Below are 25,238 nucleotides of genomic sequence, written 5' to 3'. Positions count from 1 at the left end.
GCGTGCTCTGCGCAGTTCACCCGCCGGTGAGGCTTTGGGGGGGACGGGTGAACTGCGTAGGGCCCAGGTCCGACTGGGAGACGTAAGGGTGCGGACCGGGGTTGTCACGTGGACTGGCTACTGCGCCAGATACCCACCGTCGATCACGAGTTCGGCCCCGGTGACGTAGCTGGATTCGTCCGACGCAAGGAAGAGGATGCCGTTGGCGACCTCGATGGGCTGGCCGCCGCGCTTCATGGGGGTCGCGTCGATCACGGCGTCGTTGAGGTCGGCCGCCTGTGAGTCGGTCAGAGGGGTGTGGATAAAGCCCGGGTGGACCGAGTTGACCCGGATACCGTCGCCGACGTAGGTCAGTGCCGCGTTCTTCGACATGTTGCGCACCGCGCCCTTTGCGGCGTGGTAGCTGTGTGCGCCGGCCACTGCGGCGCTGCCCCAGATCGACGAGATGTTCACAATCGAGCCCGACTGCTGCGGGCGCATGACGCGCACGGCCTCACGCATGCCGAGGAACACCCCGGTCTGGTCTACAGCGATCATGCGGAGCCACGCCTCCATACCCAGCTCGTGCAGGGGCTCGTAGGCGATGATGCCGGCATTGTTGATCAGCACGTCGAGTCGACCGGCCTCGGCGACCACGCTGTCGACCGTCGACTGCCACTCCTCCTCGCTCGTGACGTCAAGAGTGATCTCCTTGACACCGCTCGCGTAGGGAGTTTCCGGCGGCTGAATGTCGCTCGCGAAGACCGTCGCACCCTGCTCGGCGAAGAGATTGGTGACGGCCAGACCGATGCCACTCGCGGCACCGGTGACGAGTACGACCTTGTTTTGAAGCCTCATTTTTTGTTCGCCTTTCAAGCGAATATGGCGAAAGCCACATACGGGAATGATCTACTTGGGCATCCACGCTGCGCGATTTGGCGAGCAGCGCCAGGGGGCGCTGCGCCGTACCTGTGTCGGCCCTGAACGGGGCGAGCGGGCGGGATGGTGCGCACTAACAGTTACGCAACGGCTGTAGCCCATTAATAGGTATACGCATGTAGCGCTACAGGTGTCAAGCTATGTCTGTAGACTCACTCGGAGCGCGACCGCTTCTTGAGTGGAAGGAACAGGCACCTGACCAGCACGAACATCCCACAGAGTCAACTCCGACAGACCGCTTGACGATCTATAGGAGTTTCCAGAGCAACCACCACTGAAAGGTAGGACGCCTCATGTCACCCATGGACGAACCCATGCCCGCAGAGATCGAAGCAGTTCAGAAACGGCGACGCCCTGCCCGTCGGGGCGAGGGAAGTCAGCTTCGATCGGAGATCATCGAGGCGGCGAGACGGCATGTGACTGAGACGGGTGACGCAAGTTCCCTGTCCTTGCGTTCCGTGGCCCGCGCGGTTGGTGTGGCAACGACCTCGATCTACCTTCACTTCCACGACATTGGCGAACTGATGTCCGTGGTGAAGGAGCGACTGTTCCAGCAGTTCATCGAGATGCTCACTAGCGCCGCTGTCGCGGCTGGCGATGACCCGCACGCGCGAGTGCGTGCCATGAGCTTGGTATACGTAGACTTCGGACTTACTCACCCAGCGGACTACTACGTGATGTTCAGTCCTCTTCCCGCTTCGATGGCGCAGGGCGAGCAAGTGACACAGCAAGCTGACGAGGCATTCGATCTGCTTCGCGAAGCCGTTGCGGACGCCGTTGCCACGAGCGAGGATGATGACGTAGCTCTGCACCTGTGGACTGCCCTACACGGGATCGTTGCGCTGCGCAAGCTGGGGACCTTTCCGTGGCCACCCGTTGATGAGCAGGTTGACAGCCTCCTCGGCCTGCTTCTTGCCCCGCGGTGAAGGTCGGCATTTCAGGAGCACGGGTCTGCTGCAGGTTTGGTCAAGACGTCACCCGATCGTGCATCAGACCGTCATGACCGATGCAAGGGCTGGTCGCTGCGCAGTGGTGCGATGTCCCAGCACAGCCTCTGCTCCTGATCCACTACCGGTGTGTAGCCGTTGAGGGACTGGGAAGTCTCGAGAGACGTGGCGATCGCCTCCATGAGCACCGGCAGGGTCGTCCACAGCTCGTGTGATACGCGCCTAATGCCTTCCACGGCCTCGGCTTCGTGGACGCGCCCTCGGTCGATCTCGGGACGGTGGTCCAGCACCAGGTGACCCCCGCCGAGGTCCCGCGCGATGGGGATCAACTGGGGATGTCCGTACAGGACGCTGCTGAACCCGCGCTTCATGAAGTCGTAGTCCGCCTCCTCTCCTATCTCATCCGCCTCGCGCTTGTCGTAGAAGCGGGTGAGAAGCTGCCACGCAGTCGCTATTTCGTGCGCACTCATCGGTTTGTAGAACCCTGGCAGCAGCGCGTCCCGCTGGTTGAGGAGACCGTCGTGCCGCAGCAGCGACATCACCAAGGGCTTAAGCAGTGGTCGGCCGATGACGCGTTCGACTGCGGCGATGTCCGCCGGATCCGCGGGCGGCGCCAGCGCGGCGTAGGTCGCCGGGGCGTGCTCGGCCAGCCAGTTCTCTATGCGCGTCCACGACTCACTGATCGGTGCGGTCATGGCATGGCATCCTGCCATCTGGTGCTGACACCTCCTGCGCTGCGACGGTGCTGGACGTCCTCCGGGAACGCGGCAGGCGGGCACTGATCCGCGATTTGCCCCCCGGCGGATGCGACCCGAAGCCGACGGCCACCCGGCCGGCGTGATGTACGCGAACGGCGCCGGCAGTTCGCTCTTCCAGGTCTCCCGCAGCCAGTCCGTGACGGGCCTGATGCCGCGATGCCTGTGCGCCCGCTCCGGGGCCGGGTATCCGTTCTGCGGTGTTAGCCGAATTCGCGTCAGGTCCGGCGGCGGGGAGTATCGAAGGCGCTGGGAGAGGCTGTGTTTGTGGGGGCGTGGTTGCTGATGCCGAACCAAGAGACCCAAACCGAAAGGAAGTGGTTGCACGGGAAAGAATGTGGTCATTTTCGCCAACACGCTGGCGTCCCCAGGGGCATGGAGCGAGAATTACCTCGCTTTTTAGACCGACCCGGGGGAATTTATGGTCGAGCCCTTCAGTGCAATTCTTCTCAGCGGTGGCAAAGCGCTGTACCGATACGCGACGGGCACTGGAAACAAGCCTGTGACGATCGGAAACAGAACGGGCAAGAACCTCTACTTGGCTCTCTGCTTCACCCCCGAGAGAACCCGTGAAACATGGCTTACGGTGGGGTGGTTGCGTGTGGACGCGTATGCCACAGAAGTCTATCCGGTGCCCGTCATGCGCATCGGAAGCCCGGTTTACCTCTATGCGCGAACCAAAGGGGGGGCTCGCCAGTGGACTGGCGACGCCACGAAGATAGCCGTCGCTGTGCCAGTGACCGGAAAAGTCAGAGCCGGAGACAAGTTTGTCACGTCCGAACCCAAAGGCTCGATCCCGCTCCTGCAAAGCAGCAGCTGCAACGCTCGCGTACACATGGTGGGCGCACTGGAGATCAAGGTAGGCGTCGACGGAGGGGCACTGAATCTGGTCCAACGGCAGTCGTGAGCGCCTCTTCAGGTCCTCACTCCCGAAAATTTCCGGCCCCGCCCCGAAACCTGCTGCTGCCCGCACATTGGGCGGTGACCGGCGGGCCGCCGCCCACACCCTGTCCTGACTGGCCGGGCCTGCCTGCATCGCAGGCTCGGCGGTCGCATCGACGATGGGGAACTGCGCCGCACATACGCCAAGCTGCTGTGTGCCGCCGGTGTCACTGCGGGTCTGAGTTGGGCCGCGGCTAGGGCCTGTCCCGCCATGTAGGGCACCCGGCACCCTGTCCACCGCCCATACGGCGTTTGACGGCAACGTCAGCGGACGACGGCTGCGGCGGGTCGTCGGGGTCGGTCTCCGCCGGAGCTACTCGGTGTCGATCCGGCTGATCGGCCGGAACGTCCGCGCGATGCTGCATGCCTCGGCTGATTGCCAAGGGCGGCACCCGCCTCGAACTGGACCACTACCTGGAAGCTCTCGTGCGCAAACCTGGCGCTCTGCCGGGAGCGGCCGCGCTCGACCAGGGCCGCTCCGCAGGCCGGTTCACTCCCGTCCACGACGCCTGGTGGGAAGCCGCGGTCAAGACCCAAGGCGAGCGGGACGGCACCCGTACGCTCATCGAGGTGCTCCTCCTCGGACGGCACTCGCCGCACGAGCACCTGGTCAACGGACTTGCCGACGCCCTCAAGACCGGGGCGCTGACGGCGGACGCCGTCGCCCTGGAAGCCCGCAAGGCGGCGGGCGCCGACGCTATCCCTGTGGAGGCCCCGGAACCGGCGACAGTCAGCCGGACCAGCATTGCTCCGCTCGCGGCTGCTGTCCGCGCCCGCCTGCCACCCGACAAACGGCCTTTGCCGTCGGTCGCTCACTACGACCAGCTCCTGCGGCTCCGCCGCGACCGCCACACCCCTTGAAGGAGAACAGCGTGTCCATCCCCCGCCAGCGAGGACTCACCGAACAGGCCGCCACGGCGGCGATCGACCAGGCATGCCGGATGCTGAGGCTGCCCACCAGCTCCCAGTTCCCGAGTCCCGTAACGGCCGGCCGCGAGCAGATGTCCGACCTCGGATTCCTCTCCGAGCTCCTGCTGGCAGAGCGCGATGACCGGGCCCGGCGCCGGCCCTGAGCGGCGCGTCAAGGTCGCCGGGTTCCCACGCGACAAGTCGCTGCGCAAGTTCGACTTCGACGCCAACTGTGCAACGACGCGGACATGGTCCACACCCTCACCAAGTGTGAATGAATCAAGAAGGGCTTGCCGCTCTGTCTCACCGGCGACTCCAGCACGGGCAAGTCCCACCTGCTGACCGCGCTCGGCACCGAGGCCTCGATGGCCGGCCACCGGGTCCAGTACGTCCTGGCGACGAAGCTGGTCAACGAGCTGGTCGTAGCCGCCGACGAGAAGCAGCTGACCAAGACCATCGCCCGCTACGGCCGCGTCGACCTGCTCTGCATCGACGAACTCGGCTACATGGAACTCGACCGCCGCGGCGCCGAGCTCCTCTTCCAGGTCCTGACCGAGCGCGAGGAGAAGAACAGCGTCGCCATCGCCTCCAACGAGTCGTTCGGAAAAGCGCACATGTTCCGGCGAACCCGTGCCAGGCAGCGCCGAAACTTCACGGGTTCCGGCGGCGACGTGGATGCTTCATCATCGAGGGGTGTTGATCGAACTGGTGAAGGTCGCAAAGTCTCCCGGAGGCCTATGGCTGGCCGATGTCCGGACCTCGTTCGGTCACACTGCGGTCCGTTGGTGCGGGGACGGGGCCGCGAAGCCCGGCGAGTACCACGTCGAGTGGACGATCGACGAGGACATCGCCTGGCGGCAGAACGTCAAGCCAGCTGTTGGGGTCGGTCCTGGGCTCCGAACTGGCGGGCACTGCGTGGTTTTGCGGGGACAGCTGAGCCCGACTGAGGACGGCGCCGCCCTGCTGGACCTCGACGGTACGAACATCCTGCTAGACCTTGCTGATCCGCTGCCCGAAGATGTCGCCGATACGTGGGTCGAGCTCCTTGTCGACCGCGAGAAGGTCAGTCTCTACCCTTACGTGCTCTAATCAGCCTCTTTCCGTCTCCCACTGCGACAAGCGGGTCTCGTCGATGCGATCGGACAGATAGATCAAGGTGGCTTGTGGGTCCATGCCGAAGGCGGCGGCGACGAGCTTGGGGTCCATGGTGTTCACCAGGTCGAGCAGGCGGGTGCTGCGGATCATCCGGGGAGGGAATCCGCAGTCGTCAAGGACATGGGAGAGATAGGCGGTTGAGGCCGGGCTTCGCCCAGCCTTTGTTCCTTTGGTGACCATGACGTGCGGGTTCTCGGTCGGCCAGCCATTGCGGTGGTCCAGGCATCTCTGCAGCACCGTCCAGGAGGCGGGGTCCAGGGGCACGGGGTGGGGCCGCTTGCCGAGCCGGATGCTCTGGGCGAGGCGGTCCACGTCGGTGATCTGCAACAGCCGGACCTCCGAGCTGGAGGCACCATGCAGCAGGGCGAGCATGCCCACGAGAGCCTCGTGGGGGTGAACGAGGTCTTCGGCCGTCCAGCGCCGGAACAGCTCGCGCTGCTGATCGAGAGTGAGGGTCTGGCCACGGAAGCCGCTCGCTTCCTTCGCGGCCAGGCCGCGGGTCGGATCGACCAGCAGCAGCTTCTGGGCCCGCGCGAAGCGGAAGAACTGCCGCAGCACTGTCAGTCGCCGCTTGCGGGCCCGGGGCAGGACGGCAAGGAAGGCTTCGATGTCGTGCACGTCGACGAGAGACCAGCCGTCCTTGACGCGCTCGTTGATCAGGAAGACGGCCAGGTCCCGCAGAGTGGCCAGGGCGGTTTCCAGGGTGTGGTTGGTGCGAGGGCGGGTGCCGGCTCGCCGCGCCCGATCCTGGGCTCGCATCCGGAAGACGTCGAACGCCGCAACGGCCTGCCGCAAGGGTTCGGGCACGGCCTCGACCCGGCGGTGACGTCGGCCCGCGGCAAGCCGCTCGGCCTGGTCGGTGGGAAGTGCCAGGCCGCGGAGGGTGAAGAAGTCCTCGAGTGCACGGGCGAAGGAGCCCATCGACCGTCCGGGCCTGCGGGACCGTTCCAGCAGGGCCTGGGGCGAGTTGGAGTGCTCGTCCTCCAGGAGCCGCCCCAGGTCCGTGATGAAGCCGCAGGCTCTGGCAACGCAGTGGCCAGCCGCGACCTCGGCCACGAAATCGCCGAGCCATCTGGGCGGGTCGGTGAGCCGTTCGCGGAGGTGTTCACCGCGGATGAAGGGACGACCGGGGTGCTTTTGCCAGCAGGCCGAGCAGAGCCCAAGGCCGGCATGGCGCCGAAGTTGCCCGCATTCGCGGCAGATCCTCGGCGGCTTCTTCTCCGGCCGGGGCCGTGAACAGTGACCGCACCAGCCGGTCGTCTCGCGCAGATAGCCCAGCTTTCCACAGCGCGGGCATATCCGCTGGCCAGCCAGCTGGCCGGCCTTGCGTCGGCATTCCCGGCACAGCTGGTTCTTCGGTGACCGGACCGGGTGGCCGCATTCCCTGCAAACGCGAGAACAGGTGATGCACCTGCCGGTGTCGTTCTGCAGCACGCGGTCGAGGCCGCAGGAGGGGCATGGGGCCTTGGCGGCTTCCCCCTTCATGCGGCGCCAGCACCGGCAGCAGTGCTGGCGGTCGAGATATCCGACCGGTCCGCCGCAGGCGACGCAGTCCCGTTGCTTCTTGCCCATCGCGGCCCGCCGTCACAGGGGCGGCATCGACCGGCCCCGGGCCGAGGCGGCCTGCGGCAGGTCGGCGACCGGGCGAGGGGGTGCGATCGGCCGCTCGACGGGGGTGGTGTCGACTTCGATCAGGTCGTTGGGGGTGCACTCCAGAGCGGTGCACAACGCGGCCAGCGTGGTCATCTTCACCTGCGAGGGTTCCTTCGTGAACAGTGCGGACACCGACGCTGAGGACAGCTCCAGACCGGCCTTCTCGGCGAGCAACCGCCGCAGTTCGGTGCCGGTCCAGACCTCTCGCTGGGCGGCGGCCATCCGCAGCCGCCATTGGATCTTCACCCTTTGATGTCCTTCCCGGTCAGTTCGGCCAGAGTGCTCGCGACGGCACGTTGATAGGCGTCTTCGATGAAGGTCGCCGAGGGCCGGACATATCGCATGGTCGAGCTGACCGTCCAGTGACCGAGCATCTGCTGGATCGCCGCGAGGTCGACGCCGCGTTCGTAGTTGTGGGTCGCGCAAGCTCGTCGCAGGGCATGCGGGCTGAACCGGTCGGCTGGCGGACGGCCCTCGAGCTCCATCAGACAGCGCAGGCGGTTGCGGATGGTCCCGCGATGGAGACTGCCCCCGGACTCGTCGGCGAACAGCACCGGCGAGTCGGGGAACTTGGGCCGCACGTCCTCCAAGAACAATCGCAGCACCAGATCGAGTCCATCCAGCATGGGCACCCACCGCGGCCGCGGCCCGGAAGTATGGGCGCCCTTGCCGAACCGCACATGGAGCTTGCCGAACGGCCCACGGGTGAAGTGCAGGTCCGGCTTCTCCAGCAGTGATGCCTCCTCGGAGCGGAGTCCGGCGTGATACAGAGTCCGGAACATCGCATAGTCCCGGGCGGCGGGTCCGTACTTCCTCGCGGTCGCGATCCGCTGCTTCATGAAGTCGAAGAACTCGTTCACCCGCTCCGGTGTCGGCGGCGGCAGCAGGGCCGGTGAATCGTCGCCGACGTGACGGGAGGCGTTGAACTCGTCGATCGGGCAGACCAGGCGGACGCCGAACGCGGCCTCGATCTCGGGCGCCTTGCGGGCCTGAAGGAACCGGTGGAAGCCCTTGAAGATCTGCACATACTCGCGCCGGGTGGACGTCTTGCGGCCCTGAACCGCCAGGTCGCCGACCACGCGGTCGACGTCCTCGGGCGTCACCTCCCATGCAGGCCGGCCCAGAGCTTTCAGGGTCCGCTCCAGCTGCCCGATGTCGTTGTCGATGGTCACTGGACTGAACCCTCGGGCCCGCCATGAGGCGACGAACGCGTCGACGCACGCGGTCTGGAACTGCCATGGATCCGTCGTCAGCGGTTCCTACGGAATAGCCCCGCCCGCGATGACCTGCAGTCTCGCCTCCGCCACCGGCACACCTTCCTCGCACCTGAACGGTCAAGGCAGCACCTTGAAAACAGGAGTGCCACCGCGAGAATCAACGAGGCCCCCAGAAGGGGGATACGGCCAGGTGGCAGCGGCAACCCTTGTGAGGGAACAAGTGCCAGCCCCAGATGGCTGGACCAAGACCTTCACCGATCCCAGGCTCTGCGGGGCCATCGTCGACCGCCTCACCTTCGGCGGCAACATCATCGAAACCCCGCACCAACTTCTACAGCCTCGCCACCACCCGCGCCCGCGCCGAACAACAGGTGGCCACGAACTGACCTGGGCGCACGAGGCTTCGTGAGCATCGTCAGTGCTCACGGATCCTTGACCACCACCAGCCGCCCACCGTGAAGGCGTTCACCGGCCCAGGATTCGGCAGAGTGCGACGCTCGAACTCATCGTCGATACGAGCAACCAGCCGGCCGAGATCGCGCTGGGCACCGCGAGGGAGGTGAAGCACGACCTCTTCCAGATCATCGCGGGCATACTCCACCTCCAGTCCGGGCTGCCAGACCCGGGATGCGTTCAGATATCGGCCGGGTCGCCTGAACGCCCACTCGAAACGGGCGAGCGCGTCAGCAACTGCACCAGGCCACATCCGCTCATCCTCGACGCGGCGGACAGCTACACGAGTCCTCGCGGAGACGCCCCGGATTCGCCGAACTGCAACGTGTCTGTGAGGCCGCCACTGCTCATCACGGACGGCCTTCGGGCGCCTACGCGGCATCGCCGATCAACATGTCGTCATCCTGCCACGAACGCAGCCGGCTCCGCTGGCACGATCGAGCCCCCGCCACCCGGGGTGCTCCTACTTCTCACCAACATTCACGAGCTTGTCGGTCACGGCGTGATGCCGAAACCCACCGACAGGTGTTCTCGATTGAAGGTTCTGGCACAGATCTTGGGGACAGTCGCGGAGCGTGATGTTTGCGTTCGATTGGGAGGATGGCCCTGGTTCTGCCGCACCTCTCGTTGCCGTGGTCTCGGCTCCCGTCGTCCGACCTGTGGTGGCTACAGAGTCATGTGAGGCTGCCGTGCTGCTGTCCTGTCTCAGGTAAGTCGGTGTATATCGGTCTAGAGCTCGGGCAGTCGGTCGACCGGGGTGGGAGAGCGGCGTTCCTGTAGCCAGTAGAGGTAGATCTGCAGGTCCGTCTCCAGGCTTCCGGAGTCGGTGCCGCCAGCGATGTAGGCCGCGAAGTCCAGGGCACCTTCCGCTGCTCGCTGGTTCGGGATCCACCGGTCGTACCGCTCCCACTCGTGCACCTGGTCTCTCAGGTACTGCAGGATCCGCTCCCGGTCCCGCCACCACTCCCGGACCAACTCCGGTGTCCACCGCTGGTCTCCGTCCCAGGCATAGCCGTCCATGGGGTCCGCCTCGATGGCACCGAGGACCTCCCTCACCTCGTCCGGTGTGCGCGGCTGGCGGTATACGTACTCAGTGAAGTACTCACCGCCGTAGTGGATGTGACGCGGGGCTTCGAGTCGACCTGTCGCGCAGTTATCGGTCTCGGCGCCGTACACCGGCCCCGGGACGTTGAGCCACAGGCGGTCCTCCCAGCGACCGTTACAGCTCGGGTACACCTGGAACAGCACCGCCGCCGCGTCGAAGTAGAGCGTCATGAGGGCAGCGTACTTTTGCCCGAAGAGCTGAGAGTCGCAGCCTGAGCTGTGGCTGGCACCGAGTGAGCACCCTGTCGGGTCTGGACGACCGAGCTCTGACCTCGAAGGTGCCGACCAGCAGCAGAGCCGCATTGGCGCGAGGAACTACTGGAGCAAGATCATTTTGCGGAGTAGTTCGAAGCCGGCTCGGCCGTAGAGCTGCCTCTTGATCCTTTTGATGCGGTTAACGGCGCCCTCGATGCTGCCGGAGCTCCAGTCGAGGGTGCGGCCGGCTGTTACGGCGTCGAGGTCCCGGAGGATGTGAAGTGCGAAGCCAGTGAGGCCGGGTAGCTGGCCGGCGTCGACTGCGTCGATCCAGGTGGGGAGTGTGGAGCCGAGGCGGTCGGTGAGTATCTCCCCGAAGTCCCGGACATGTCCGGCGGCCGTGTCCAGCTCGGGGCAGCGGGCCAGGACCTCCTTCAGGCTGGTGCGGTCGTCCTCGCTCAGCGCGGTGGGGTGCCGGGTGAGCCAGCCGGTCACTTGCCGCACTGTCGGCGGCCGGGGCGGCGCCCCGGCCGGAGCCGTGCGCAGGGTGGCGATGTGGGCGCGCACCATCTGGTAGGTGACGGGCGCGTTGTCGGCGTGGAGTTCACCGTGGAGGCGGGTGACGCTGGTGCATCCCTCGGCGAATCGTCGTTCCAGGTAGGGCTTGTAGGGGTCGGGTCTGCTGGGCCGGGGCCGGTTGTCGCGGATGGTGTCCTGCCAGCGTGCGGCGTTCGCGTATCGGAGCACGGTGTTGAGGCCCCAGCCCAGGTGCCGGGCGATCGCCCGGCGTGAGTGACCCTGGGCAAGCATCTCGTGGACCAGGGTGGTGCGGCCTTCTTGCGCTCGGCCCGCCGGCCGACGGGCGCCGCGTCGTTCTGCGGCTGGCCGGAAGCTGGCCGGGGGCCTCTGGCAGCATGCCGCTGGGCGGCGGGTTGCGCAGGCATTGCCTGTGGGCGGCGACGCAGGTCTCCACGGCCCGGCCGAGGCCCTGCCATAGATGGAACCGGTCAGCGACCTTCAGAGCGTCGGGTGCACCGCGCGGTGCGCCCTCGGCGTAGGCGCCTGCCCGGTCCCCGCAGATGATCTCCACTCCGGGATGACGGATCAGCCAGGCGGCCAGCGGACCGGCTTCACGCGTCGGGAGCACATCGACCACGCGGTGGTCTTCGACGCTGGTCAGGACGGTGGAGTAGGTCTGGCCGCGGCGGATCGCGAAGTCGTCCACGCCCAGAACTCGCGGAGTGCTGAAGCCTGGATCGGGCAGGGCCATGACCCTACGTAACAAGGTCATTTTTCCCGCGCCGAAGCCCAGCTGGGCTGCCAGCCGAGCGCCGGCCCGCCCGGCCAGCGCGAGCCCCACTCGTTCCAGGGCGTGGTTGAGCCGCGTAGTGAACCGTGTGTGCGGGGCGGCCAACCGGGAGAACGGCTCGGCGAACGTCCGACGCGGACAGTCCGCCGCCCCACAGATGAAGCGCCGGGTCCACGGCGACGCAGTCGTGTGAGCAGGCGGTTGATCTGGCCCGTTCGGTCGTTCAGAGCAGGCTGGCGGCGGGGGCTCGGATCATTGGCCCGGTGACTTCGGCGTTCTGGCAAGACGGTGCGTTCGGTACCGGGGAGGAATGACAGTTGTTGCTGAAGGCCACACGAAGCCGGTACACCGAACTGGAAGCGCACTTGATGGCGCATCACCCGTGAGACAGTCCGGAGATCGCGGCCGTGCCGATCGTCGCCGGGTCTGCGAACCGCCTGGCTTGGATTGCCGCGCAGACCAGACCGGACGCGTAGCGTTCAGGTCGTGGCCGTGTCCAGGACGCTCGACGGGATCGCCTACTCGATCACGGACCAGCCGGCCCTCCGTGATGCCGGGCGAGGGCACGCGGTCGGCGGCCCGTCCGTGTTCGTGTCGTCGAGTCGGGCGGGAGCCGGTTTCGAGGCGGGGATCCGGCGTGGCGTGGTGGCGGCGGACCGTTTCACGCAGATCGCCAACGGCCTGTTCCGCGACCCCCGGCTTTCGTTCAAAGCGCAGGGTCTGTTCGGGCTGATCAGCACGCACTGGGACGGTTGGCGGATCAGCGTCGCGGATCTGGCGCGCCGCGGCCGCGACGGCGAGGCAGCCGTCAGGAGCGGGCTCAAGGAACTGGAGAAGCATGGCCTGCTGTGCCGGGAACTCGAGCGCCATGCGGACGGCACGCTCGGTGCGGCAGCGTACGTCCTCACCGATCTGCCGAGTCAGCGACGCTGCAGGTCGCAGCCGATGTCGGGTTTTCCACCGGTGGATGACCCGACGTCGGCTGACCACCTCACTAAGAACACCATCAGAAAGAACACCACCAAGTAGAAGACCAGACCCCTCCGTCCCTGCGCCCGCAGCGATGCCGAAACGTCCGCAGCGAAGCAGCAGCCTGAGTCCGCAGCATCGCCGCCGCCCGGGCTGCGGGCGGATGCGATGCATCCGGGTATCCGGCTGCTGCTCGACATCGGTGCCCGCGGTCCGGACCTCCTGCTGACCGGGCCGGTGCTGACCGATCAGGGCCGTGTGATCACCGCGATGATGGGGGCCGGCTGGAACACCGAGCACCTACGCCATGTCGTCACCCACCGGCCCTTGCCGGACCGGGTCCGCACCACCGTCGGCGCGATCATCGCCGCCCGGCTGTGTACTGCACACGCCTATCCGCCACACGCCGCGTCGGACAGCCGGCACCACGGCGGCGATGTCCCAGAAGACGAGGCGCCCGTGGGACCAGCGTCCGCGCGGTCGTCCACGGAGGCCGCATCCCGCGCTCTGGTCGCTGCCCTGGCCTACCGGGCGCTGGTGGAATGCTACGGCTGTGGTGCGCCCGCAACCGCACCCGGGCAGAGCCTGTGCCGGGCTTGCCTGGGCTGCCCGCTGTGCCGAACCTGCCCCTGGAACGAGTGGGTCTTCGACTTCATCGCCGCCGACGGGGTGACTCCGCACGAGGCGAACAGCAGCAAGGAGGTCTGCCTGTCGCCGGGCTACACGCTGGTACATGTCCTACATCGGCGGAGGGGTCAGTACCTCTAAAGGTCGGCCGTTCCATGGCGAACTCGCGGGGCGGCGCTGGCACCGGCGCTGCGCCACCGTCTGCCGTGGCATTGGAGCAGCATCACTGCGGCAGCGACTGTGTGATCCGACCACTAAAGGTCGAGTCGTACGGCTGCGATGACTGCGATCTGGTTCACATCATTCGCCGTCGGCAGGGTTCAGTCGCAGGGACAGGCTGTTGATGCAGTATCGCTTGTCTGTGGGGGTGTTGAATCCTTCACCAGTGAACAATTCTCCGAGATACGATCCGCATCGGGCGCACTGAACTACTGGGGCTTCCTGGCCGAACAGTGATCGCTGTTGCTTTACTTCGACGGAATCGAGGTCCTTGGGGTCGTAGAAAGAAGGCCAGCCGCAGCGGGAGTCGAATTTCTCCTCGGAAGTGAAGAGCTCGGCACCGCAGGCCCGGCAGCAGTACACACCCTCTTCTTTGGTGTCGGTGTATTCTCCCGTGAACGGAGCTTCATCGGTAGCGCCGCGCAGCACCCTGAACTCGGCGGGAGTGAGTTCGGCACGCCATTCGGCATCTGACTTTTCGATATCGTAGGCCATGACATGATCCTTCAGAGTTGTAACGCTGTTCCAAGACGGCGAGTGGCGGACTGTAATTTTTGGTCTGCGTGGTCGAGGCTTCTCGCGGGTGCGGGCCTCGTGTTTTCGGGCAGGGATTAGATCGGCTGACTTATACCGGGAACCGCAACATTGCTCGTTCTCGTGGACTTGCCCGCCGTGGAGGCTGGGAGCCGAATCGCCGAATAGGGAAGTTTAATATTTTACCAGAGCTCTATGTGTCGGGCGGTATCCCTCGGGTCCCTTCCCCGGGTGAAAAGGTTCACATGCCGTCGCTCCGCTCGCGTGGTCGGGCAGACGAACTGCGGGGTCGTCGCCGGCGGGTAGTCTTCGGCAGCCGCCGCGACCGGCACGGTGATCACGAGGGTCAGTGACACGTGGATCGGCGTCTGCTCGCCGCGACCGTGCCGCCGTCGCTCACCTTGCCGCCGCCCTCACCGCTACTCCGCGCACACCACGGCCACTGCCGCTGCGGCGCCGTGCACCGCGAATTGGACGGCCGTCCGGAGGTGGCTGTGCGCACGTCCGCGTGGAACGAGGGCCCCGTCGCGACACCCGGCTCGCCCTTCGCGCGCTTGAGCATCTTGATCCAGTTGTCGTGCCCTTCTGCGGCACCCGGCTCCAGGGCGGGGTGAGGCTGGCGATGACAGCGTAGCGGTCGGTAACGGTGGTGAGGGTTGTGGGGGGCTGGGCAGATTGTCCTTGCAGACAGCGTCGAGCCTCTCGGGCTGCCGCTGGCTTTGCCGCTCGGTGGGGATCTTGGTGAAGGGTCGGTGGTGTCCGGTGAGTGCGTCGGGTTCGGGCCGGTGGGCCGGGACGGTCTTGAGGCGGGGCTGTTCCGCCTGGGTGTGCGTGTCGGGGTGGCCGAAGGTCCTGCAGGTGACCTTGTGAGGTGAAGGCGGCGGTGCGGTTACCGAATCTGTCGCCAGCCGCTTGACACGGTGCTGGTCGACAGCTCGTCGGGGTGTGCGATCGGCCAGTGGGCCGCCGGGTGTTCACAGAAGACCCCAAAAAGGTGGGTCATGAGGGACAGGGCCTTGCAGGCTGTGGTTCCCAACGCCCTTGCACCCGCGCGGGAAGCGCCCTGGAACCCGGGTGGGAGGCGTGATTCGAGCCGGGCGGGTACGGCTGTTGTGAGAGACGGCGGTGTCATCATGTTCATACGGACCGGCCGCAACCTGCATCCAAGAGGTTCAGATGCTCTACGAGAGCCCTGCTGACTTTTGCGCCGAGTACGCCAGAGCGCACGACCGTGACAAAGCCGATGGATTCGGGGCTGTCTCCAGGCTGGAAGAGGTGACCGTCGTCCGCGAGGCCTCGGACACGGCGCGGGTCGAGGCGCTCTGGTTTACATGTGGCCACGACCCGTATTCCGGGTACTACGACGTTTTTAAGCGCACTGCCTTCGTCCTGGTCAAGCAGTACGACGGGTGGCGCCTGCACTCCGAGGAGGATCTCGGCTACGAGTGAGAGGTGATCGGCGTCTGCGACCCTGCACTTTCCGCCTGTCGAACCTGCGACCAGGCTCCTGCGCGGATTCCTGGTGGAGAGCCTGTCTGGATTCTTCGGGTGGGGTGGCGACGGGAACCTTTGTGCACCACAACCACCGGCGCCCGGCCCGCCTCGCGGCCTCGTCTTCGCGGGTGCTCCGCGCCGATGGGCCGGATCTGCACGTCGCCGGCCTTGACGCGGACGACGGCACGCTGGTGGTGGACCTGGTGGCGGTCTGCAAGGAGGCTTTCCCGCGCGGCACTGTCCCCCCGGCCGGTGTGGCCCACCGGGATGCTGCAGGACTGCTGGAGTAGCGCCGTCGAACGCTGACTTCGGGCATCGTCCGCGGCCGACTCGGGCATCGTCCGCGGCCGACGCCAGCGGTCGGCCGGCGGGGACGTAGCCGCCCGAGAGGGCGCCAACCACGGCTGTCGCGCAGGGCGGTACGGGCAGGCACCGATCGTTCGAAGGCGCGGCGACGGTGGCCAGCCGGCAGGTGGCACCGCGCCGAGCGCGATCGGGGCCGGTTGCGATCGCGGTGGACTGGGGGAGGACGCGCAAGGCGTGGCCGGCGCTTCGCCTTCCCGAGTCAGTCGTGCGGTACCGGCGCCGTTGGCTTCGCTGGCTCGGTAGTTCCGCTGTCCTGGGTCCCAGTTGACAGGAGAGGTGGTCGAACTCCCGGGTGAGAACTTGTGCTTCCGACCTGGCTCGAAGGTATCCCTGTGCCCTGACCGGACCGCCGACCACGGACTGCCGACCGTAGTCACGATAGGGGCACAAGGCCCCTGGGCGCGTTCGTGGTGGGGCCGGCCGCAGCCGCGACCATGGGCACCTGGCATGGACGAGAGAGCGGATCACCGTCACGATGGACGCCGGGACGGGGAAAATTGGTTCGGGCGACGGTGGACGACCCGGTCCCGGAGGATCTCCGCATGACGCTCGATGCTCTGGTCACCGATGACCTGGCAGGCGTCCTCGAAACGGGAGCCACGAAGGTTCCCTACTCCGCTGATGATGGGAACCTGAACGCGAGTGCTCGCGCCAGGGTCTGTCCCTTCGATCTTGCTGAATGCCACAGAAACCTGGTCGAGTTCATCCCGGACGGGCCGTACTCTGGCCAGCATGGGCCACGCGAAAACCTCGTATGTCTGCCTGCCCTGTCGGGCCTCCTACAAGCAGCCCTACCTCGGTGACCACGACCGGCTCTGTCCACGCTGCACCGAGCCGCTGATCCATGTGGGCTCCGCCTTCGCAACGCCACGGCGGCGCGACGCTGCTGCCTGGCGGACCCTGTCGGTACTTTTGAATGCCGGTGTCCGCTTCCACAAGAGCTGCTGTGGCGGCTCTGGCTATCGTCCGCGCACACTGAGGGAGGTGCGCGAGCGGATGGCATACGCGCGAAGGACCGGTGAACCGTTCACGCGTGCATTGGTGCGCCGCGAGCTGCCGTAGCCCTTGACGCAACAGAGCCGCCATGCCTGTCCGATCATGCGCCTCGTTAGCTTGGTATGACTGGTCGCGCTGATCTGACGGATGAGCAGTGGGCCTGTGTGAAGCCGCTTCTGCCGGTGAGCAACGGGCGTTGTGGCAGGTGGCGGGATCATCGGCAGGTCATCTACGGCGTTCCGTATCGGGTGCGGACCGGGGTGCAGTGGCGTTGACCTGCCCGAGAGGTTCGGCTCGTGGAAGGCCGTGCGCAAGAAGCATGTGCAGTGGTCGGCGGACGGTACGTCTGAGCGAATCCTGCAGCAAGTCCAGGCCGTCTCAGACGTGGAGGGATCCATCGACTGGGACGTCTCGGTCGACTCCACGGTGATGCGCGCCCATCAGCACGCCTCCGGCGCCCCACAAGGCTCCGTCGCTGGCCGCCTCGAAAGGGGCGATGGCGACGGGACACCAGATCGATCCGGCGTGGACAGGCCTGCTCGACCACCTGGAGGATGTGGTGCTGCACACGAAGGATTGGGTCGCTCGCGCGCGGCGGGTTCACCACCAGGTTCCACCTGAGCGCCGAGGGCCGGTGCCGCCCGCTGTCCCTGGTGGCTACGACCGGGCAGCGGGCGGACTGTACCCAGCTCGAGCTGGTCATGGAGAAGATCGGTCTCCCGCGTACCGGTGCCGGCAGGCCTCGTACCTGCCCGGACGGCGGCAGTGCCGATAAGGCCTACAGCAACCGCTTTACGCCGGCCTACCTGCGCAAACGAGGTATCCAGTACGTGATTCCAGAGAAGGTCGACCATGCGGCCAACCGCGTCATGCGTGGCTCGCACGGCGGCCGGCCTCCCGGCTTCGACAAGGAGCGGTACAAGAGGCGTAACGTCATCGAGCGGGGAAGTAACAAGCTCAGGGGCTTCCGAGCTGGGCGACCCGTTATGACAAGCGAGGATGTGTGTTCTGGGCACCGTGACTTCCACGGCCGTCGTCATCTGGATCCGTTCATGATCGGAGGGACAGACCCTGGTACTACAGCCGCACTTCGCCATCAGGCGATGGCCTCGATGGTGACTCGTAGCTTGTGGTGACTGCGTCTGGCGGCGGCGAGGCAGGCCGGCGCGAGCATGGCGAGGCGTCGGGTGCCGGCCTATTGGCCAGCCTGGACAAACCCGGCGTACACGCGAAGATGGGAGTGCCTGGTCGGCACCTTCCAGCGACGGAGAGCGTCCACTGCACCCGATGGCCAGGCGGCCTCGTCCTGGTCGGCGAGGAAGCGCACTACATGCTGCTGCACGTTGCTCAGGTCGCCGAAGGACTGCGGTTCGCCGGGGTTACCCGGGAAAACCAGCGTGAACAGCGTATGCGCGGTGTAGTACCTGTCGTAGAACCCTCCGACGCCTGTACCGTCAGCCACGCTGACCAGCATGGCATCGACCGCCCGGAGCGTCGTGGCTTCGGATGTTTCGGCCAGGGCCATCGCCGCGAGGCCGCTGTAGGAGCCGCTCAGGAACGGCATGGTCTCGGTCTTCTCGGGTGGCTGGGCGATGACCTGCGTCAGCACGTCGACGACGGCCGGGCTGGCGGTGCCGAACCGCGTCAACGCGAAGGCGGAGGCCCAGCGCAGCTCGACGATCGGGCTTTCCAGGTAGCGCCGGATAAACGGGACGGTCGCGGGCTCGCCGAGCAGACCGAGGGCGACCACTCCCGTCGCTGCCGCGCCGGGCGAGCTTTCATCGGCTATGAACGCCTTCAAGAGCGGAATCGACGTTGCCGCAGACTCGGGGAACCATGCCAGCAAGTTCGCTGTCTGGGACCGCAGTTCAGGGCTGTCCGAGGTCAGCAGGACGGCGAGTGCGGGGACTGCTTCCCGGACGGCGTCATAGCAACGCACCACCGCTTCAGCGTTGATGAGCGCTTGCGCCCAGCTCCCCTCGCGCTCTTTGCGCTGTTCATCGTCCGGCGCTTCGCCGATCCACTGAGCCCAGTCGTCGGCTTCGCCGCGTAGATTCGCCAGGGAAGCCCGGTCATCCCGAGGGTCGTAGCCGTTCGGCAGGTAGTTGTTGTCCAGCCCGATCCCGATGTCGACGAGCAGACGGACGAACCGATGCCTGTTGACCAATCTCGGGTCGAGTGCCATCCGCACGAGGAACGGAACGGTATACACCGCAGCCTGCGATCGCGTGCCCTGGTGCACGATATGGTTCGCGAGCTGCGCGCTCGGCGGGAACCGGCCCTCCCAAACCCCCGCCTGCATCGCCCGGAGGTGTCCGGGGACGTCGTCGGCCATGCCGTAGGAATGTTGCAGCTGGGCCCAGGGCACATCGTCCAGGCCGGTGAGAGGGTCTTCATCTGTCACGGCAGCAGATCGTGGCATACCCGGATTCCGTCCTGCGATTCGATGCCTGAACAGGCGATGGCCAAGCGATCCCCCGCGACCCGGAGTCGAGGAACACAGGCGCGCCAACTCGTGAATCAAGTCGACGTCGGACCGGGTGAGCGGCTGACGGAGCGATACTCGGCCGGTACGCCCGCCAGCTCCCCAACCCGCCCGACGGCCTGCGCCCCTGCGCGACCCAGACGCCACCGACGAGGCAATCGTCACAGCGAGTACTCCGGACATCCGGCTCATCATCGCCCTGGCCGCCGTCCACACAGCACCACCGAAGGTGATCCGGACGATGCGGCTGGACGACCTGGACCTGGGGCAACCGGCGCATCACTGTCGGCGGCGACGTCCGCCCTCTCGACGATCTCACACGCCGTGCCGTGCAGGGCTGGCTCGACTACCCTGCAACCGCTGGCCGAACACAGCCAATCTACGCCTGCTGATCACCCAGAAGACCGCCGTCGAACTCGGCCCGGCTGCCAAGCTCTGGACCACCCGAGCCACCCGCAACCCCGCCGCCACTCCCCAACGGCTCCGCGTCGACCGCCAACTCGAAGAAGCCCTCACGCACGGGCCGACCCACTCCCCCTCGTCCTCGCCTTCGGCATCGATGTGAAGACCGCGATCCGCTACGCGGACTCAGCACGCGCGTTGCTGGGAGAGGCTGCCGAGCGAGTATCGCAGTGAAACCGGCTCGCTTTGCTCAACCCGGTGACGAGATCATGGACAGATGACGTCCGAATCAGTAGCTCGCGAGCTTGAGGACCGTGCCATTCTCTGGAGCATGGGCGAGATCCGTGCAGCCGATGTAGTCGCTGGCGCTTGTGATGCGCTCGTCGCCGGCCTCGACAGTCCCGCCTTGCGGATGCTGGCCGCGTGCACGCGCGCGGAGGCGGATTACGACGTCCCCGATCTCCTTCCCCCAGCACTTGACGAATTGGGCCTCACCTTCCATCCAGTGGGCAGCGTCGCCGGACAGGAAGCCGCCGCACGAGCGCTTGCCGCCCGGACGCTGGCCGGCGAGCTGAAACCACGCGAGCTGGCCTTCCGGATCCATCAGCGCTTCGGGCACGAACTGCCCTTGGTCGAACGACTTGCCAACCTGGACGACGAGTACGACATCCTTGAATACGGGGACAGGACACCGGCACAGGTCGACGCCGAAGTTCTGGCCGAAGCTCTTCGGCTCACTCAGGATCCTCGTGTTGCACCCGAACCCACGGATCCACTGACCTGAAGCAAATTGGGGGACCGGTGAGTTCACACTGAAGGGACTTCGGCTTCCGTGAATCTGGCTTCGTTCGCGAGAACGGGCAGCTGATGTTCGATGTTCACTACTTCGGGGCGCGCCACAGCGCACCGGGAGTTTGAACACGGAGTGAGTGGCGTGCCGTAGTCAGAGGCGGCGGCTGGCACTTGCCCACGCTGCTTTGGTACTCCACGCGGTAGAGGCCACCGCCAGGCGGCCATGGAACGACGGCGTGACCCCCAGTACGGCGATCGTCGCTGTGCTTGCCTGGGCAGCCGTCGACTGCGGTCGCCGGACCGCTGGGATGAAGGGGGCGATGGATGCGGGTCGACCAACTGTGGCGGTATCCGGTGAAGTCGGTGGGCGGTGAGCAACTGACCGCTGCCTCGGTCGGTGTGTTCGGGATCGAGGGTGACCGGGGCATCGCCGTTCGCGATGAGCGGGAAGAGGTCACCTGGGCCGGTGCTGTTCCGGCGCTCATGGGCTTGCGGGCGGTCACCCTTGGGCCGGGCGTGGCCGAGCTGGTCCTGCCGGACGGCCAGCGGTTCCGTTCCGATGCGCCTGACGCTGCCAGTCGGCTCAGTGCGGCGGTACAGGCCGAGGTCACGCTGGTCGAGCACCAGCCGCACCGGCCTGACGCCGCGCTCCATGTATTGACAACAACGGCGCTGCGCAGCCTCGGTTCGGCGCTGCCGGACAGTGCGATGGACGCCAGCCGGTTCCGCCCCAACCTGGTGCTCGACGACGAGCCCGGCGACCACTCGACCGGGTACCCCGAGCACGATTGGATCGGCCGCCGGATGGTCATCGGCACGCTGCGGTTGCGCATCACAGAGGCGTGCGACCGCTGCGTGATGATCACCAGGGAAACTCCGACTGTCCCGCATGACCGCGCCGTGCTGCGCTGGGTCGCCCGTGAGCTCGACAACGCCCTCGGGGTGTACGCGGCGATCGAGAAACCCGGACATGTCCGTATCGGGGACAAGGCCCGCTGGCTCGACTGAATGTCGCCAACTACCCACTGAGTACTCCAGTGCCACTGACAACTGGAGTGCTCAGTGGGTAGTTGGCTGGTCAAGGCCCGGGCGCCTTGGCCTTAAGGGCCGCCCGGTCCTGCTCGCCGGTTCCGTCCGCGAGCGCCTGGCCGCTTCCTCGACCACCGCAGCCGGCGCTGGCCCGCGACCGCCAATTCCCACCTGTTCATCCACTTCCGCATCGCGGTCGGAACCGCCCACGTCGGACACCGCTGGGTCAATCGCCACGTCGGTGAGCTGACCTGCCGCGCGCTGCGCAACGACCGCCTGCTGCACGAGGCTCAGGCCACCGACGGCGACGCGAAACGGAGCGCCGACCTGCACCGGCCTGTCCGCTCCGGAGCGAACCAGTGGTGCAGGACATCATCGCCGAATGCGAAGGCGTGGCCGCCTGGGGGGCGGCGAAACTGAACTCAATGAAGGAGTCTCACGTCGAACGGTTCCCGACATCCGCTCGACGGGCATACGCAGAGACCTACCTGACCTAGCGTCACCTTGCGGTGGTGCACAACTGACCAGGTTCCCCGCACGGATGACAAAGTCCGAAGCCCACGATGACCTTAAGGTCCATGGGGGAGGCCGAGAGAAGGGGGATCGCATGCGCGTCATTTTGCTCAGGCCGCAGGTTCTGCCCGGATCCCCGTGTCCCGGCCTCGTTCTGCATCAGCCGCCATGGCGAATGGGGGTCCCGCCTTCGTGCAGGATCGGCCAGCGCAGACTCGCGGTCGTCCCGCCGTAGTGACTCGGCCGACAGTGTTTCAGCAGGTCAGCGCCTGGGACGTCCCGGGATGATGCCACTTCTGGGTCAACTGTGGCCGGGCATCGCGCCGGAGCCGCAGTCTCGTTGCGGGTCGGCCGGTGTGGTCGGTTCCGTTCATCGCACGTCATCGGAGGGGACAGCAGGCGCGCTCTCACAGAGGCACTCGTCAGTGCTCTTCGCCGCAGTCGGGATGCCGTCGGCACCCTGGCCACCGCGGGCACGGCCATGGCGGCTTCCACGCCGGCCCAGCGGCAGGCGGCAGGCGCGGAATCAGTGGTATCGCTGACGGCAGTTTCGGTGTGCCGTTGCCATCTGTTGATCATGTAGTTCTGAGCAGTTCACGGGAGAGATGGACCTCTGGCCGGAACATGGAAAGGTGCACATCGGTGAGGCGGAAGTATTCGGCCACGCTCACACTGGCGATTCTCTTCCTGCTCGCAGGTTGCGCTGATGAACCGCGACCGTGGGAGGACATCTCCGGCTCCAGGGTGCGGGATTTGACCAACGAGGAAGTTGTCGAGATCGAGCGGGCCGAACAGAAGCTCATCAAGACATGCATGAGGGATAAGGGGTTCCCCTACTGGGAATTCCCAGTGCCCAGCATTGACGAGCGAAAATCGGGCAATTACGTCATCGAGTCCGTGCGGTGGGCCAAGATGTACGGATATGGTCGAGAGTTCGAAGAACGTGGCGAAAAGATTAGAACCTCCCACCGGACCGTCATATACCAAAACGAACTTCCCAAGGAAGGGCGTGTCGGCTACACCCGGGCTCTCGACGGCGACTACCGGGACAGGATGACAGTCAAACTCCCCGGAAACCTTGGCAAGGTGGAAACCCCACGCGGGGGATGTACCAACGAAGCACGCGCCGAACTCTACGGCGATGCCGCGATCTGGTACACCGCACGCCGGACCGTGGAGAGCGCCCTCCCCCTCTACGTCCAGGCCCTCAAGCAGGACGAACGCTTCACGAAAGCGCTCCGTCGGTGGGCCGACTGCATGACGAGAGCCGGACGGTCCTTCGACAGCCCCGACGATCTCCGGCAGAAGAGGGCGGCGGCCGTCGAGGAGATGCCGGATGCCGAAGCCGACGCCTTCGACAGGAAGCTCGCCGTCACCGAGGCGACCTGCACTGTGGAGTCCTCCCTGGGCAAGGTGCTCCGCGACCTGGAGAGCGAGTACCGGGCCAGGACGCTGAAGCCGTACAGCGAACAGTGGTCCACCTTCCGGAAGATGCGCCTGCACGCCCTGCGGCAGGCCCAGGGCGTCCTGTCCTGACCATGACTCCGGCAGACGTTCGACTGCCGGGAAGCAGACACCTGCGACAGAGGAGATCAGCATGCGCATGTCCACATTTGGTTCGGCTGCCGCCGTGGCAGCCCTGACGGGGGTCGCGGTCCTCGGCTTCGGCCCCACAGCTTCAGCCGAAACCCCCGGGACCTGCTGGGACAACTACGAGAACGCTGTCAGCGGTTACATGTCCGCCTACTCGCAGGTCAACTGTGACGGCTATCTCGGCATGGCTGAGGGAAACGACCTGAACTGGGGCGACAGCTCCGGCTCTTTTCGGGACAACGACGCCTACAGCGCCAGCTCCGTCGTCAACAAGGGCAACTACTCGGAGGTCAAGTTCTTCCTGGGGACGGGAGGCAACAGCAATTTCCACATCTGTCTCACCCGTGCCGAGGGATTCGTCCGGGATCTCACCGACGACTACTGGCTCGAAGAAAGAGACTTCGGCTCCGTCAACAACGCCATAGGTTCGCACCGTTGGGTCGACAGGACTGCATGCTCGGCTCTCGCGGTGTGACCCTCCCCACCACACCCCTTGGCACAGTCGTGCCGCCTGGTCAGTAGGCGGGCGTGGCCGGGTGAACCCGGACGGGCGCGGCACATCATGATCGTGTGCTTCCACTTGCAAGACCAGGAGGACCGCGCCCGCCTGAGGTCCTGCCCGGCCATTGCCGCCGCGCACCGCATCGCCCGAAAGTCTGGGTCGCGGGGCCTTCCCTCGTGGATGCGAGGAGCATATGGAGGGGCACGGAACGTTTTCAGAAGCCGTTGTCGTACCGGCGGCGGCCGAATGCCGCAGGCCAGCGAGTGGCGGATCTTCATCTTTGTCGGCGCGCTGATCTTGCTCGGCCTGATTTTCAAAGCGGGCTGACCGGTCTCCCCAGGGAAACGCGAACGGGCCGAGCCTCCACCGTCGTGGCCCTTTCGTCACGCGTGGAGCCGGTCAGCTCTCCTCTGGCCTCTTCGCCCTGTTCGGCTGACGTGCCGGGACGTCGTACTCGCTACGATGTTCCAGAGCGTGCCGATTCCCAGGGGACTTCCGGCACCTTCGCGAGAACGGCAACGGGGAGATCCGGATTCGCCTCGAGTTCTTTGGCGAGTGCCTTCTGCGCGGCCTTGTGCAGAATGACCTCCTGCTCGACGTACGCCTCCCACGCCTTGATCGCGGCGCGTGCCTCGTCTCTGAGTACGACGAGCGATCAAGCGGGCAGCCTTGACGTTGCTGGCGGTCACGAGAGCGTCGGGCATCACCGCTCTGGAGATAGGGATCAAGTCCCGGACGACTCAAGGCGTCAGCCGGACACTCACGTGACCGGAATCGAGACCAACCTCTGCTGCTCGAACAGCCCGGGCGGACGTCTCTCCGGGCTGTCGCTACCACCGGATCAGGACGGCTCGGACGTCATGATCACACCAGCCCCAGCGAGAGCATCTCGCCCGCCCTATTGTCCGATCCAAAGAGACGAGCGCCGTCGAGGGGGCCGATGGAGATGATCGCAGCACGTATGGCAGCAGCCGTGCTGGTCACATGGGCCGCGCTGATCGTGCTCCTGCTTGCGCCGTCGCCCCTGCCAGAGCATTGGCGCTACTACATCTACTCTCCGGTGAGCGTGGGCCTGTGGCTGCTGGCCATGCTCGTCGCACCCGTCGTGGTCTGCGCGGTCAAATGGCCATGGATCAAGTCGGGCGGCAGGTGAACCCCGA

Annotated in this window: 25 protein-coding genes and 4 pseudogenes; 18 read left to right on the top strand and 11 right to left on the bottom strand. The window is 66.1% G+C overall.

Translation table 11 applies throughout. The features are described from left to right. Nucleotides 1-117: 117 nt before the first annotated feature. Complete coding sequence (locus DN051_RS01080) at nt 118-855, bottom strand: SDR family NAD(P)-dependent oxidoreductase (RefSeq protein ID WP_199314832.1); 738 nt, start codon at nt 853-855, stop codon at nt 118-120. 365 nt (nt 856-1,220) lie between these two features. Here DN051_RS01080 and DN051_RS01075 point away from each other — a divergent pair, with 365 nt between their 5' ends. Next, nucleotides 1,221-1,844 (top strand): TetR/AcrR family transcriptional regulator, encoded by a 624-nt coding sequence (locus tag DN051_RS01075; RefSeq protein ID WP_162624756.1) that lies wholly within the window; start codon nt 1,221-1,223, stop codon nt 1,842-1,844. Between the two features lie 71 nt (nt 1,845-1,915). Here DN051_RS01075 and DN051_RS01070 read toward each other — a convergent pair whose 3' ends face one another. Beyond that, entirely contained in the window at nt 1,916-2,560 is a 645-nt protein-coding gene (locus DN051_RS01070) for an SMI1/KNR4 family protein (protein WP_112437630.1), read from the bottom strand. Nucleotides 2,561-3,041: 481 nt separating this feature from the next. On the opposite strand from DN051_RS01070, the gene DN051_RS01065 reads away from it, so the two are divergent. From DN051_RS01065 to DN051_RS44770, 4 genes and pseudogenes are all read left to right on the top strand, one after another. Next, nucleotides 3,042-3,527: a DUF1036 domain-containing protein gene (locus tag DN051_RS01065; RefSeq protein ID WP_107094157.1), complete on the top strand. Its 486-nt coding sequence runs from the start codon at nt 3,042-3,044 to the stop codon at nt 3,525-3,527. A 398-nt stretch (nt 3,528-3,925) separates the two neighbouring features. Then, nucleotides 3,926-4,423 (top strand): hypothetical protein, encoded by a 498-nt coding sequence (locus tag DN051_RS01055; RefSeq protein ID WP_246040828.1) that lies wholly within the window; start codon nt 3,926-3,928, stop codon nt 4,421-4,423. An 11-nt stretch (nt 4,424-4,434) separates the two neighbouring features. Next, a pseudogene (locus DN051_RS01050) lies at nt 4,435-5,076 on the top strand (ATP-binding protein); the annotation flags it as partial. Between the two features lie 88 nt (nt 5,077-5,164). Next, nucleotides 5,165-5,560, top strand: a complete 396-nt coding sequence (locus DN051_RS44770; protein WP_162624706.1) for a hypothetical protein — start codon at nt 5,165-5,167, stop codon at nt 5,558-5,560. Here the strand turns inward: DN051_RS44770 and DN051_RS01045 are convergent, their stop codons facing one another. The 3 genes from DN051_RS01045 to DN051_RS01035 form a co-directional block, all read right to left on the bottom strand. Beyond that, nucleotides 5,561-6,682 carry a tyrosine-type recombinase/integrase gene (locus DN051_RS01045; protein WP_246040826.1) on the bottom strand — a complete coding sequence of 374 codons (1,122 nt, stop codon included), beginning with the start codon at nt 6,680-6,682 and terminating at the stop codon, nt 5,561-5,563. 528 nt (nt 6,683-7,210) lie between these two features. Next, nucleotides 7,211-7,525: a helix-turn-helix domain-containing protein gene (locus DN051_RS01040; protein ID WP_112437628.1), complete on the bottom strand. Its 315-nt coding sequence runs from the start codon at nt 7,523-7,525 to the stop codon at nt 7,211-7,213. Further along, nucleotides 7,522-8,451: a tyrosine-type recombinase/integrase gene (locus DN051_RS01035; protein WP_199314831.1), complete on the bottom strand. Its 930-nt coding sequence runs from the start codon at nt 8,449-8,451 to the stop codon at nt 7,522-7,524. Before DN051_RS01035 ends, DN051_RS01040 begins: the two co-directional genes overlap by 4 nt. Before the next feature lie 280 nt (nt 8,452-8,731). Here DN051_RS01035 and DN051_RS47495 point away from each other — a divergent pair. Next, nucleotides 8,732-8,882, top strand: a pseudogene (locus tag DN051_RS47495) (IS21-like element helper ATPase IstB); the annotation flags it as partial. A gap of 29 nt (nt 8,883-8,911) precedes the next feature. Here the strand turns inward: DN051_RS47495 and DN051_RS01025 are convergent. The 4 genes and pseudogenes from DN051_RS01025 to DN051_RS46245 all read right to left on the bottom strand — a co-directional run. Then, nucleotides 8,912-9,202, bottom strand: coding sequence for a hypothetical protein (locus tag DN051_RS01025; protein WP_079002059.1), 291 nt, complete (start codon nt 9,200-9,202; stop codon nt 8,912-8,914). A 476-nt stretch (nt 9,203-9,678) separates the two neighbouring features. Continuing rightward, nucleotides 9,679-10,224, bottom strand: coding sequence for a ferredoxin (locus DN051_RS01020; protein ID WP_112437626.1), 546 nt, complete (start codon nt 10,222-10,224; stop codon nt 9,679-9,681). 144 nt (nt 10,225-10,368) lie between these two features. Then, complete coding sequence (locus DN051_RS46250) at nt 10,369-11,058, bottom strand: transposase (RefSeq protein ID WP_246040824.1); 690 nt, start codon at nt 11,056-11,058, stop codon at nt 10,369-10,371. A gap of 187 nt (nt 11,059-11,245) precedes the next feature. Then, nucleotides 11,246-11,518, bottom strand: a pseudogene (locus tag DN051_RS46245) (ISL3 family transposase); the annotation flags it as partial. Between the two features lie 245 nt (nt 11,519-11,763). Between DN051_RS46245 and DN051_RS47705 the strand changes: the two are divergent. The 3 genes from DN051_RS47705 (at nt 11,764) to DN051_RS01000 (ending at nt 13,294) form a co-directional block, all read left to right on the top strand. Beyond that, a complete protein-coding gene (locus DN051_RS47705) occupies nt 11,764-11,871 on the top strand; it encodes a divalent-cation tolerance protein CutA (RefSeq protein WP_425471801.1) in 108 nt (35 codons plus the stop codon). A 172-nt stretch (nt 11,872-12,043) separates the two neighbouring features. Then, the gene (locus DN051_RS01005) at nt 12,044-12,586 is read left to right on the top strand and encodes a helix-turn-helix domain-containing protein (protein ID WP_112437625.1); all 543 of its coding nucleotides are present in this window, start codon (nt 12,044-12,046) and stop codon (nt 12,584-12,586) included. Nucleotides 12,587-12,694: 108 nt separating this feature from the next. Next, entirely contained in the window at nt 12,695-13,294 is a 600-nt protein-coding gene (locus tag DN051_RS01000) for a hypothetical protein (protein WP_112437624.1), read from the top strand. A gap of 159 nt (nt 13,295-13,453) precedes the next feature. On the opposite strand, the gene msrB is transcribed toward DN051_RS01000, so the two are convergent. Next, nucleotides 13,454-13,867, bottom strand: coding sequence for a peptide-methionine (R)-S-oxide reductase MsrB (gene msrB / locus DN051_RS00995; protein ID WP_112437623.1), 414 nt, complete (start codon nt 13,865-13,867; stop codon nt 13,454-13,456). A gap of 1,215 nt (nt 13,868-15,082) precedes the next feature. Between msrB and DN051_RS00990 the strand changes: the two genes are divergently transcribed. From DN051_RS00990 to DN051_RS00975, 4 genes and pseudogenes are all read left to right on the top strand, one after another. After that, entirely contained in the window at nt 15,083-15,355 is a 273-nt protein-coding gene (locus DN051_RS00990; protein ID WP_112437622.1) for a hypothetical protein, read from the top strand. 122 nt (nt 15,356-15,477) lie between these two features. Further along, the gene (locus DN051_RS44765) at nt 15,478-15,690 is read left to right on the top strand and encodes an SAM-dependent methyltransferase (RefSeq protein WP_162624755.1); all 213 of its coding nucleotides are present in this window, start codon (nt 15,478-15,480) and stop codon (nt 15,688-15,690) included. Nucleotides 15,691-16,498: 808 nt separating this feature from the next. Continuing rightward, entirely contained in the window at nt 16,499-16,828 is a 330-nt protein-coding gene (locus DN051_RS00980; RefSeq protein ID WP_112437621.1) for a deoxyxylulose-5-phosphate synthase, read from the top strand. A gap of 56 nt (nt 16,829-16,884) precedes the next feature. Continuing rightward, nucleotides 16,885-17,818, top strand: a pseudogene (locus tag DN051_RS00975) (IS5 family transposase). Nucleotides 17,819-17,957: 139 nt separating this feature from the next. Here DN051_RS00975 and DN051_RS00970 read toward each other — a convergent pair. Beyond that, nucleotides 17,958-19,166: a HEAT repeat domain-containing protein gene (locus DN051_RS00970; RefSeq protein WP_162624754.1), complete on the bottom strand. Its 1,209-nt coding sequence runs from the start codon at nt 19,164-19,166 to the stop codon at nt 17,958-17,960. A 760-nt stretch (nt 19,167-19,926) separates the two neighbouring features. On the opposite strand from DN051_RS00970, the gene DN051_RS00965 reads away from it, so the two are divergent. From DN051_RS00965 to DN051_RS00945, 5 genes are all read left to right on the top strand, one after another. Continuing rightward, the gene (locus tag DN051_RS00965; RefSeq protein WP_246040821.1) at nt 19,927-20,433 is read left to right on the top strand and encodes a hypothetical protein; all 507 of its coding nucleotides are present in this window, start codon (nt 19,927-19,929) and stop codon (nt 20,431-20,433) included. 332 nt (nt 20,434-20,765) lie between these two features. After that, entirely contained in the window at nt 20,766-21,449 is a 684-nt protein-coding gene (locus tag DN051_RS00960) for an MOSC domain-containing protein (protein ID WP_112437619.1), read from the top strand. A 1,176-nt stretch (nt 21,450-22,625) separates the two neighbouring features. Then, nucleotides 22,626-23,519 carry a hypothetical protein gene (locus DN051_RS44760; RefSeq protein WP_162624753.1) on the top strand — a complete coding sequence of 298 codons (894 nt, stop codon included), beginning with the start codon at nt 22,626-22,628 and terminating at the stop codon, nt 23,517-23,519. 61 nt (nt 23,520-23,580) lie between these two features. Continuing rightward, nucleotides 23,581-24,051 carry a hypothetical protein gene (locus DN051_RS00950; protein WP_234389134.1) on the top strand — a complete coding sequence of 157 codons (471 nt, stop codon included), beginning with the start codon at nt 23,581-23,583 and terminating at the stop codon, nt 24,049-24,051. Between the two features lie 967 nt (nt 24,052-25,018). After that, entirely contained in the window at nt 25,019-25,231 is a 213-nt protein-coding gene (locus DN051_RS00945; protein ID WP_246040820.1) for a hypothetical protein, read from the top strand. Nucleotides 25,232-25,238: the final 7 nt, after the last annotated feature.

It is taken from the genome of Streptomyces cadmiisoli (assembly GCF_003261055.1).
Taxonomy (GTDB): domain Bacteria; phylum Actinomycetota; class Actinomycetes; order Streptomycetales; family Streptomycetaceae; genus Streptomyces; species Streptomyces cadmiisoli.
This window is presented reverse-complemented; position numbering and strand designations above follow the sequence as displayed.